Below are 11809 nucleotides of genomic sequence, written 5' to 3' on the forward strand. Positions count from 1 at the left end.
GTAAAAGATGATGAGATTCACTTATATTTTAATTGCACTGTTGATAGGAACATCTTCGTGCAACGATTTTCTTGACACAAAACCCACTGATTTTGTGACGCCGTCCTATGAGACGGTCAACGATTTCGAACTGGCACTAGCAGGCGTGTATGACATCCTTGGAAACAGGACATTTTATGGCGATGTGTGGCCTTATTGGCTCAATGTAAGTACCGATATCGAATACACCAATACCGGGTCTGCCAATGCTACTGTATATATATACGGCCCGGCGGAAGCAAACGTGACTGATTTTTGGAAAGCCTTGTATACAGGTGTATATCGCGCCAATCTTATCTTGGATGTGGTAGACGGTACGGATTTGGACGAGGACTCTAAAAACAGAATAAAGGGGCAGGCCTTGTTTCTGCGGGCATATTACTATTTCATGTTAGTAAGCAATTACGGTGATATTCCTTTGTATTTAAGCGCCAAACCCTCCATCAATGAAATGGATGTACCGAGAACGCCTATGAAAGAAGTTTATAACTTGGTTGTGACGGATATGCTGGAGGCCGAGCAATTGGTGGATGAAGTGGAGGGGGGTACTACCGAGAAGACTGTAAATTTTGGCGGAAGGATATCGCGATCCGCTGTACAAGGTGTGTTGGCGAGGGTATATCTCAAGATGGCGGGGTATCCGTTGATGGATCAGTCTAAGTATGCTGATGCTCTAAGATGGGCACTAGCAGTAAAAAATTCAGGATTACATAGCCTGAATCCCGATTATACCGATGTGTTTATTAAATATGCAAAGGATGAATACGATATACGCGAGAGTATTTGGGAAGTTGAATTTTATGGAAATACGCAGGGTGCCATGCAAGAGTATACCTACTATATAGGGGCGAGAGGGGGAATACGGACGCAGGATGCCGAGCTCGGCCGTAGTGGAGGTTTGATCAACGGTAGCGGTAAATTGTTTGATCTGTATGAGCTTGATCCTAATAGCACAGCCGTACCGCTGAAAGATTCATATGATTTAAGACGTGACTGGAACTTGGCTCCTTATACCTATGTGGGTACGCCGGGCGTAAAAACACCCAATAACGATCGATGGAGAAGGAACATGGGCAAATGGCGACGCGAATACGAGGTAGTGTCACCTAAAGATATTTCTACCTCACCTCAGAATTTTCCGATTTTACGTTACGCAGACATCTTGCTCATGGCTGCTGAAGCAGAAAATGAATTGAACGGACCGGTTAATGCGTATCCCTATATCAACGAGGTGAGAAGACGCGCATACGGGCTTCTACTGCCTCAGCCGCCTAACCCAAATGTAAATGCCGACTTATCTGGGCTATCAAAAGATGAGTTTAGACAGGCTATAAGAGATGAGCGAGCCAGGGAGTTTTGTTTCGAAGCATCGCGCCGCACAGATTTGATCAGGTGGGGAAATTTTGTAGGAGATATGAAAGCATACATCACATGGGCATTGGCCAATGGGGGGGTAGAGGGACATGTGCTCGGTTCGCGAAATGTCTCCGACAGAAACGTGTTGCTGCCTATTCCTACGTATGATATGTCTTTAAATAAAGCGTTGACACAAAACCCAGGGTATTAATTTTTTAAGACTTAATTATGAAGTATATACATCACATCCTGTCCATGGTTCTTTTTATTGGCTTGGTATCCTGTGAAAAGAATCTGCAAGTAGACCAGCCCGATTTTGAGGTGAGGTTGAGCAAGACCACCTATAAGGTAGGAGACACTATTCGGTTTGAATTTTTCGGAGCTCCCGATAACATCACTTTCTATTCCGGCTTGCCCGGTGCCGACTATAGGTTCAGAGAACGTACGCAGGTGGAAGGCGGCATTCCTAAAGCCAAGGTCATCACGCAGTATGGAGGGGGAGGGAATCAATTAGAATCGCTTCGATTAATGGTGAGTAATGATTTGGAAGAACTTACGGCGGAAGGAATTGCGCAGGCAACCTGGACAGACGTCACTTCGCAGGTTGATATCGCAACAAATCCGACAATTGTCGAATCAGATTACTTGGATTTGTCGCCATGGGTCGATACCGAAAAGCCTTTTTTTATAGCGTTCAAATTTGTAGGCGAAAAAGATCCCATTACCGTACCTGGAAATTGGATTGTCCGCGAATTGCAGGCTGTTACGGAGCTTCCTGATGGTTCAGAAATTCCAGTGGCCGACCGCGTAAATGCCGGTTGGAGCATCATTGATGTGCTGAACCCTGCTTCTGTATGGACCATCCGGGCAACCGATGTGGTGATTATCGGTGGTGGTCGTAATGCGGATCCCAGTGAAGATTGGCTGATTACAAAGCCGCTCTATTTTACAAAGGTGCCGCCGGATACAGGGACTCCAATTCAAAATATAGGTTCCAATCTTCTTTCGGATTATTCCTATACATATACGACTCCGGGAACCTATCACGTTGCTTTTTTGGCTTCGAATGCGAGTGCCGACGATTACAAATCCGTGGTGCGGGAATTTGAAATTACGATAGTGCCTGAATGATGAAGCATGTGTATGTAAAATACGGTTTTAAGATGATGTTCTTATGGGTGTTGATAACCCTTATCGGCAGTGTCTATGCACAAAAGAAAGAGGACAGTCTATTCAAATCGGGAGATAAGATTGCGTTTATCGGAAACAGCATTACCCACAATGGCGATTTTCATCATTATATTCTGCTGTATTATGCAAGCCGTTTTCCAGACAAGAAAGTCACTTTTTACAATCTGGGGATTAAAGGTGACAACGCCAATAGTTTCCTGCGTAGGATGGATGCCGATATCGTGCCACATAAAGCAGACTGGTCTATCGTCATGGCGGGGATGAACGATGTCAATCGGGGTTTGTACGCGCCGGAAAAACAAAATGAGCCGGATATTCAGCAACGGAAGGAGAGAGCGTTGAAAGATTTTGAATCGTATTACGATTCGTTTTTGACGCGTTTAAAACGGACAAAAACGAATATAATCTTACAGAAACCGAGCATCTATGATCAAACCGGAGATTTGACTGCTGTCAACTTGGTGGGCGTAAATGATGCATTGGAAAGATGCGGTAAAATCGTCGATAAGTTGGCAAAGAAACACAAGGTCTTGGTAATCGACTACTGGACGATTATGAATGAAGTTAACGCTAATCTTCAACAAACGGATGTTAAATCCACCATCGTCGGTCAAGATAGGGTTCATCCGGGCCCGCTGGGACATTTTGTGATGGCCTATACTTTCCTTAAAGCGATGGATACCCCCAATAACGTGTCATCCCTTACAATTGATAAAGGTAGCATAACGGATGTTAAATATGGTACAGTCAGTAATTTAAACATGCTGGAAGACGAGCTGACATTTGATTATCGGGAAGAAAGGCTGCCTTTTCCCGTACCTCCCGAAGCAGAAAAAGCATTGACCCTTATCCCTTTTACAGACGATTTTAATACACAATTACTACAGGTAAAAGATTTGGAGGAGGGCGTGTATGCGCTCACGATTGATGATATCCTCATCAGCAATTTTACACAGGAGGAATTGGCGAAAGGTATAAACTTGGCGGAGAGAAAAAATACACCTCCGTATCAACAAGCATTAAAAGTCTTGAAGGAAGCGGTAGCTTATCGTAATGTACAGCGGCAGTTGAGAGAAATTAAATTTGTAGAATTTAGTTATCTTCCCAAAGAGCTATGGGGTGGAGATCTTGAGCCGATTAAAACATTTATTTCGGAATACCTTTCTTTTTTACAGGTGTCAAAAGATGCCCGCTACGAAACATTCCATAGCCTGTTTGAGACATATTTGAAAAACAAACCCCACCAGACGGATTTGGAAAAGCAGGCGAAAGCATTACCGGAGACAATATATCAGTTTAATCAGCCGCAATCGCACCGCTTTCGGTTGGTAAAGGCTGACTTAAATATGCCGGATCGTAATGAAGCTCCTTTTGGGGTAAACTTAGCGGGAGCTGAATTTGCGCACCAGAAAACACCGGGCGTTTACAATCGTGATTATACCTATCCCACCATTGCCGAACTGGATTACTTCAAATCAAAAGGATTAACCCTTTTCCGCCTGCCATTTTTATGGGAGCGGCTACAGCATGAGTTGGACGGCCCTTTGGATGAAGCGGAACTTGCCAGAATGACTGCTTTTGTCGATGCCGCGCGGGAAAGAAACCTCTGGGTTATCTTGGATATGCATAATTATGGACGTCGATTTGTAAATGGTACTCGGGAAATTATCGGTTCAGCCAATCTGCCCATCAAACACTTCGCAGATGTCTGGGGAAAACTTGCCGAACGATTTCGCACGAAAGAAAATATCTGGGCATACGGATTGATGAACGAACCCCATGGCATGTTAGATTCGGTACCTTGGTTTACTATAGCACAACGGGCTATTTTTAAGATCCGGGAAATGGATACGAATACGCCGATTATGGTAGGAGGCGATAGTTGGAGTTCGACATACCGTTGGCAACAAGCCAGTGGCAAACTGAAAGATTTGGTAGATCCATCCACTAACCTGATTTTTGAAGGGCATCTCTATTTTGATAAAGACGCTTCCGGAACATATAAAGGCACCTATGACGAGGAAGGAACAACGCCAGAAACAGGTATTGTTCGGGCACGCCCGTTTGTAGAATGGTTAAAAGAAAATAATTTAAAAGGTTTTGTCGGGGAATACGGGGTTCCCGATGATGATCCTCGTTGGTTGGTGACGCTTGATAATATGCTGAACTACCTCAAAGATAATGGCGTGAATGGAACATACTGGGCTGCGGGACCTTGGTGGAACACGTACAAATTAGCGATAGAGCCAAGAGATGGGATAGATCGTCCGCAGCTAAAAGTACTCTTAAAATACTTGAAAGTCAATGAGAAGTGATTTAGTAATTAGGGTGCGCGATAACGCCAAACTGGTATTTATCTCCGCTATAAAAAGAATGTTCTATTTCAATGATGTTTCCGTCCTCTGCTATGACAGCTCCATCCAGGATAAAAATAGGGAGAGGTTTGTCGTTCTCAAAGTAATTATCCGGCGTGTTGGTGTCAAATATCGTTGTCTTAAGCGTTTGCTCTATCGTTTTTATTTTGATATGATAGGTTTGCTCGTATGTTTTGAAAAAAGAAATTTCGGGCGAGACACGCTCGATTTTGGGACATTGTTTAAGGGATATATAGCGTGTTTCGTCTTTCAGGATATCGTCATCAGCATAACGAAGGATGCGGATCTTCAAAACCGGACCTTCGAGCGTCAGTTGTTTATGTTGAATCATGGTAGAAATACCCTCTTGTAATATCGTTTTTTCAATGACAATATTTTTAGGCGCGAACCCTTCTTGTGATAAACTTTCATTGAACCCCCTCCGCGTTGATTCGACCGAACCCAATGTGCGAACAATTTTGTGGTCACCGGTGCGATTAAGTACAAATGTGCCTTTGCCTTTAATTCGGCGTACCCAACCAAGTGTCTCTAAGTTTAAGAGGCTCTTCCGTGCCGTTGTGTTGCTGACTTTGAAGGTTTTGATTAGCTCATTTTCCGAAGGAACCTTATCGCCGGGCGCTAAATCGCCTTCTTTGATGCGTTTGATGATTTCTTCGCTGATGAGAATAAATTTGGGATCCATATATAATATAAAACGATTCTGCTACAAATATAAAATAATTAGTTTGTGTAACAAATGTGTTCACTATGTTTGATGATCTGCAACTTAATGCGTTAACAAGATGAAGAATAAAATAGCATGGTTAGTGTTGGTCCTGGTCTTTATTGCAACAGGATTAAATTTTTTGGATAGACAAGTCTTGTCCATGACAATAATTAAAATCCAGGAGGAATTCCACATTACAGATGTACAATATGGTTGGATAAATACGAGTTTTCTGGTCAGTTATGCGTTAATGTTTACCATAGGGGGACGTATTATCGATACTGTCGGTGGAAAAATTGGTCTGGGACTGGCGGTATTGATCTGGTCTATCGCTTGTTTTCTGCACGGAGTTATGCAGAACTTCTACCAGTTAATTGCTTTCCGGTTTCTCTTAGGCTTCGGAGAAGGTGGGTGTTTCCCCGGAGCGGCGAAGGTCGTTTATGAATGGTTCGACGAAAAGAAAAGAGGAATGGCCAACGGTATTGCCATTGGTGGGTCAGCAATCGGTGCCGTTTTGGCGCCACCTTTAACCATCTATGTAGCCTCTAGCTTTGGTTGGAGAGCAAGCTTTATTATTCCGGCTATCGTTGGGATGATTTGGGTGGTTGGCTGGTTACTGATTCCCTGGAAAAGATATATCGGTACGCAAAGAGAAAAGATCGTATCTCCAAGTGTTTCTTTTGCAAGCATTTTGAAAAACAAATATTTATGGGTTTTTGTCAGTATACGATTCTTGCTTGATCCGGTTTTGTATTTCTTAATGTTTTGGGTGCCTAAGTACCTAAGCGAATATCGAGGGATGTCGTTTGAACGTATCGGCGATTTGTTCTGGATTCCCTTTTTGGCACTCGGAATTTCGAACATCTTTGGCGGTTGGATATCTGACAAATTAATACAGCGAGGTGTTTCCATCAATAAAGCAAGGAAATGGGTTATGGGAATAGCGGCGGGATTGACACTCTGTGCACCTTTTATCGCGTTCGTCGGGTCTTATCAGTTTGCCATAGCCTTACTAACGTTGTTACTATTTGCACATGGATTTTGGATTACGAACTATATTACCGCTATTTCCGATATTTTCGGAAGTAAAGCGACATCGACCGTCGTAGGGCTGTCCGGCACTGCGGGTGCGTTGTCTAGTTTGTTGATAAACCCGTTTATCGGAGAAATCGTGACACGCTATTCGTATACACCATTATGGGTCACGGCAGGGTTAATGTATCCCCTAGGTTTTCTCCTTTTTTTGGTGTTTCTCCCCCGGATTAAAGCATTGTTTTAAAGACGAAATAAAATAGTTGGATTTTTTTTGTGAAATAATCATTTAATGATTATGTTTGAAGTGAAATAACTTAGTGCGTTAAGTATAAACTATAATTATGGAAATAAAATTGGATTCAAATACGGCCTTCTATAAACCACTATCAAAGAAAGTAGGCAAGGCGCGTATCGGAGTTTTTGGTGTAGGATATGTTAAATATTGGGCACAATTTGATGGACTGCTTGCTGATATGCAGGAGAAACAAGCCGTGTTTATGAGCATGGTAGAGCAATTTGATGTCGAAGTCGTCGACTTCGGTATGGTAGATGATGCGCAATCGGCGTATGATCTTGTCCCCAGGCTCTTGGGTGCCGATCTGGATCTTATTTTTTGCGATATGCTTACTTATGCTACTTCGAGTACCTTCGGAGCAATAGTAAAGAACATCCAAGTACCATTAATCTTGGTAGCACTACAACCTGATAAGGCACTTAATTACGAACAGGCGTCTACCTATAAGCAGCTTTTTAACGATGATATTTGTTCCTTGCCTGAATTTACGGGAGTTGCCGTGCGGTTGGGGCGTCCGGTACCCGATGTTATTATCGGGACGTTATATGATGATGCAGAAGCCGTGGATGAGATTGGTAAATACTGTCGCATTGCTAATGTATTGCACAGCTTGAAGGATGCCAGGATCGGGCATATTGGACACCCTATAGAAGCGATGTTGGACATGCACACCGACTCTACCATGCTGACCGCCCACTTCGGCTTGCATGTGGTGCAATGTGAATCGCATGAGATTATTCAGCAATATCAGGAGGTCGATGTGATTGATCTGGAAAGAGAAAAGGAATTTATACTGGATTTCTTTGATACCCCGGATCCGGTTTCCGATCCGATATCGGATAAGCTTAAACCTGCCGATCTGGAAGTAGCAGCAAGAGTATCGTTAGCGTTGAAAGCTTTTGTGGTGACGAAGAAACTAGATGGCCTGGCTTATTATTATGAAGGTGCAGCACAAAGTACGGAGCAACTCGTCATGTCAAACTTGATTGTCGGAAACTCTCTTCTTACTGCAGCGGGGTTTCCGATGTGTGGAGAATCTGATTTAAAAACCTGTATAGCCATGATGGTGATGGATCGACTGGGTATTGGCGGTAGTTTTGCGGAATTTCATCCAGTAGATTTCAACGAAAATTTTGTGTTGGTTGGTCATGATGGGCCACACAATGTTACGATTGCAGAGGGTAAGCCGATATTAAGAAGCCTAAAAAAATATCATGGTAAACCGGGGTTTGGGGCAGGCGTAGAATTTAAAATTAAAGAAGGGCCGATTACCATGTTAAGCATCAGCTCTACATTTGATGGGCGGTTCAAATTCATCGTAGCGGAAGGTGAATCTGTTGCAGGGCCTATACCGCCGACCGGAAATACCAATACACGTGGATTCTTTGGAGAAGATATACGTCAATTTTTGAAAAATTGGGTTGCTGAAGGGCCTACACATCATTTTGCATTGGGTATAGGGCATCATGCAGAAACCATCCTAAAGATCGGAAGATACCTTAATATAGAAACTGTTTTTGTAAAATAAGATAATATGAAGGGCTCAAAAATTTATCTGGCATTGATACTATTTCCACTCTACATGCTATTTGTTTCCTGGTTGGAGAAGTATCCCAAAAAGCCTGTAAAGTTTCAAAATATCACGTTGGAGACATCGTTGAAACCATTTAAGCAGAAAGGTCGAGCATATATCGAGCAGGTAGCAGAACACATGTTTAGGCAATGGGCGAACTTATTGGTTCATACAGATACCGTTTCTGTTATGCTATGGATATCCGATGGCTCAGAAATATTGGAATATACCGGTAAACTCGATCAATCGCTAGAGTGGGCGAAGTACATCGGAAATCCCAACACGAATCATGAAATAGGCGCTGGCCCGAAAGAACTTTCCCTACACGAGCGGGCGTATCTTTATATGGACAACCCGCCCGATTTTTCCTATGCAGATCTGAAGTTGATTATCGAAATCTTGCGTGAAAAGGGGAGAAAATTAACGGGCAAAGAGATAAAAATAGGTGCGACCTTTGATCCCGGGCCTGAATTTGCTAAATCTGAATTTAAATACGTGAGGCATCCTGAAATATTGGAAGGCAACGCCATGGGGCACAAATCATTTGTCAGTTGTTATGCGGTGTTACATGCGGATGATGTCTCGTACGCGGCGTATCCCAACGGAATACCAGATCAAACACCATTTGGAACTTTTTTTGGTAAACAAAGCCAGCATTTCCTACAAGATTTGAACTTTGATTTTCTTTGGTTAAGCAATGGGTTCGGATTTGGTGTAGAGCCTTGGTCTTCTACCGGAGCGGTTTTTACAGGAGAAGGCTTTTTAAAAGAAAAATTGGAAGATACGCGCCAAAAGATTATTAATTTTTGGACGCTATTCAGAAAGGAGTGCCCTGATTTCGAAATCCAGACCAGAGGCTCCAATCTTTCTACTGGCATCGATCTGGCACGGGATGGGGTGGATTTGAGGGCCATATACAAGTCGGGATTCGATATCCTGCCGCCGCCAAATTCTCCTTGGGCAGCCATTGATGGTGATTTTGGACTGGAGATGGTGGGGTATATGTCCCATATTGCCGATTTGCCGGACGATCGTTATGTCTATCGGTTTTATACCCACGATCCGTGGTGGCTGAATAGCCCTTGGTTGGATAGGTATGGGCGTTTTCCGCACGATATCTACATGCCGATGTCCGTAGCTCGGATTGACGAAAAAGGCCAAGTTGGCCTTCCTACTACCTTGAACTTTTTGACGATTGATGATTCGTTCGGAAACATTCCGGATGTCGTTCCAAATGAAGTAATTCCCCATATTTTAAGAGGTCGGGAAGACTCACCCACCGCTGCCGGACCCTTGGTCTGGGTATATCCGTTTGACGAATATCACGATTGGGCAAAAAAGCAGCAGGAGCTGTTACCGGAAATATACTATGGCGATTGGTTTATCAGGCAAGCGATCAACCACGGATTGCCTTTAAACACGATCACGTCGACGACCAATTTTGCGAAGTTGTTGAAATCGGATCCTGACTATTACCGAGAATCCATTATACTGACCATCGTTCCTGATGCAGGTTCCGAGCAGGAGCATGTGTTGACAAAGTTTATTAAAAACGGCGGACAAGTTATGGTATATGGACCTGCGGATCGAGCCAGCGACGCTTTTAAAGATCTGTTGAACCTTAAAAATATGAGCGGATTAGAAGGCAATTTTCGCTTAACCAGCCATATCGAACTCGATAAGGTGCAGGGCGATACCCCTACGAATATTAAACACAATCCGCTATTCTCAGGCGGTAGTATGCGCACCGCTATTGCCAATACGAAAGATCTCTATACGAAGCGTTTGGTACATGTTACGCAAGGAAATGAGAAGCGAGATCAAGTATGGTCGAGATCACTACCGGATTGGAAAGGCGGTAAAGTGGTGTATATCCGAGGAACAAATTCGAGTAGTTTCCAAGGAGGGATGCTTTTGAGGCCGGACAATCCAGAAGAATGGGCGATTAGTCCAAAACTGGCACGCCACGCCTTGAAAGAGTTTGATTATTTGTTTTCCTTTGAAAAAGATGATATTTCCATCAAGAGTCCCATGCTCAGTATTGCGCGCAGTCACAATGGCTTTTTCTTTTCGGGATATGCTCCAAATACAACGGTAGTGCAAAAATTTAAATTTCCACAAGGAGCTCCCATATTACATGGGTATGATAGCAAAATAGAAAATGGTATGACCACATATCAACTCCCGACCGCTTGGCACAACGAGGTTCGTGTTTTTGTAGAGCAAGAAGGCGGAATCGTATCATCCAAAGAGATGCATTCGGGCGAATTGGGAATCAGCAGGAGAATTCGGATAGCTGGATTGAAGAACGCGACACTTCGAATCTATCCGGAAGAGAATATCACTGCCGAAAATTTTAGAGCGTACCTCAACGCAGGCTATCCGTGGAAGAGGGGACAGCAAACGTTTGAATTGGGGGACCCGAAATACGGACACCATTTTGTAATCAAAGATGTGACGGGGCATGTCACCGTCGCGTGGTGATTAAATGAATACACAATGTTGAAGAAAGTGTTTTTTTATACATTTTGTTTCTTTATGTGCTTGGCTATCAATGCCAATGCACAAAAAGGCGCTATAGATAATCTCGCAGCACTGAAACAGGAGCTGACGAAGGTCTTTCCGCATAACCGAACGATAAATCTTGTTTTCCATGGACATTCCGTTCCATCTGGTTATTGGTCGAATCAGGAAGTGCATACGTTAGATTCTTATCCTTATATCCTACTTAGTCTGCTAAAGAAAGAATACCCAAAAGCGGTGATTAACATCATTACTACATCGATTGGTGGAGAACATGCTGAAAAAGGTGCTGCTAGGTTCACATCCGATGTATTGCCTCATCGGCCGGATGTGATATTTATTGACTACGCGCTGAATGATTTAGGATTGGGTTTGGAACGGGCGCATGTGGCCTGGGAACAAATGATTAGGGAGGCAAAAGCACAAGACAAATCGGTTGTGCTACTCACACCGTCGCCCGATCAGCGGCAAGATATGGGAAATACGGGAAATCTGCTGAGCAAGCATGCCCAGCAAGTTAGAAAGTTAGCGGTAAAATATGGATTGCCCGTTGTTGATTCTTACACGGCGTTTGAATCCGTATTTAAAGACAAGGGAACGATAGCACCGCTCATGTCGCACGTTAACCATCCTAATCGCTTAGGGCATGAGTTGATCGCAAATGAAATTTTTAAGCTTTTAAAAAGATAAGATACCGACGAAGTACTTAGAAGAAA

General features: G+C 43.4%; 8 protein-coding genes. 7 read left to right on the forward strand and 1 reads right to left on the reverse strand.

The window, feature by feature from the left end; genetic code table 11:
• The first annotated feature begins 7 nt into the window (after nt 1-7).
• From G5B43_RS11790 to G5B43_RS11800, 3 genes are read left to right on the forward strand one after another with little or no spacing between them, the layout of a single operon-like run.
• The gene (locus tag G5B43_RS11790) at nt 8-1606 is read left to right on the forward strand and encodes a RagB/SusD family nutrient uptake outer membrane protein (RefSeq protein ID WP_165294950.1); all 1599 of its coding nucleotides are present in this window, start codon (nt 8-10) and stop codon (nt 1604-1606) included.
• 17 nt (nt 1607-1623) lie between these two features.
• Nucleotides 1624-2526 (forward strand): DUF5017 domain-containing protein, encoded by a 903-nt coding sequence (locus G5B43_RS11795; protein ID WP_148908029.1) that lies wholly within the window; start codon nt 1624-1626, stop codon nt 2524-2526.
• Nucleotides 2523-4901, forward strand: coding sequence for a cellulase family glycosylhydrolase (locus G5B43_RS11800; RefSeq protein WP_165294951.1), 2379 nt, complete (start codon nt 2523-2525; stop codon nt 4899-4901). The genes G5B43_RS11795 and G5B43_RS11800 overlap by 4 nt, the downstream gene beginning before the upstream one ends.
• 1 nt (nt 4902) lies before the next feature.
• On the opposite strand, the gene G5B43_RS11805 is transcribed toward G5B43_RS11800, so the two are convergent.
• Nucleotides 4903-5643, reverse strand: a complete 741-nt coding sequence (locus G5B43_RS11805) for a GntR family transcriptional regulator (protein WP_105718314.1) — start codon at nt 5641-5643, stop codon at nt 4903-4905.
• Between the two features lie 100 nt (nt 5644-5743).
• Here G5B43_RS11805 and G5B43_RS11810 point away from each other — a divergent pair, with 100 nt between their 5' ends.
• The 4 genes from G5B43_RS11810 to G5B43_RS11825 all read left to right on the forward strand — a co-directional run bounded on the left by G5B43_RS11810 (nt 5744) and on the right by G5B43_RS11825 (nt 11783).
• Entirely contained in the window at nt 5744-6946 is a 1203-nt protein-coding gene (locus G5B43_RS11810; protein WP_165294952.1) for an MFS transporter, read from the forward strand.
• Between the two features lie 97 nt (nt 6947-7043).
• On the forward strand, nt 7044-8525 hold the full coding sequence (locus tag G5B43_RS11815; protein ID WP_165294953.1) for an L-fucose/L-arabinose isomerase family protein: 1482 nt from the start codon (nt 7044-7046) through the stop codon (nt 8523-8525).
• A 6-nt stretch (nt 8526-8531) separates the two neighbouring features.
• Nucleotides 8532-11054, forward strand: coding sequence for a hypothetical protein (locus G5B43_RS11820; protein ID WP_165294954.1), 2523 nt, complete (start codon nt 8532-8534; stop codon nt 11052-11054).
• A gap of 15 nt (nt 11055-11069) precedes the next feature.
• Nucleotides 11070-11783, forward strand: coding sequence for an SGNH/GDSL hydrolase family protein (locus G5B43_RS11825; protein ID WP_165294955.1), 714 nt, complete (start codon nt 11070-11072; stop codon nt 11781-11783).
• Nucleotides 11784-11809: the final 26 nt, after the last annotated feature.

Origin of the sequence: Sphingobacterium sp. SGR-19, from assembly GCF_011043555.1 — a bacterium.
Classification (GTDB): domain Bacteria; phylum Bacteroidota; class Bacteroidia; order Sphingobacteriales; family Sphingobacteriaceae; genus Sphingobacterium.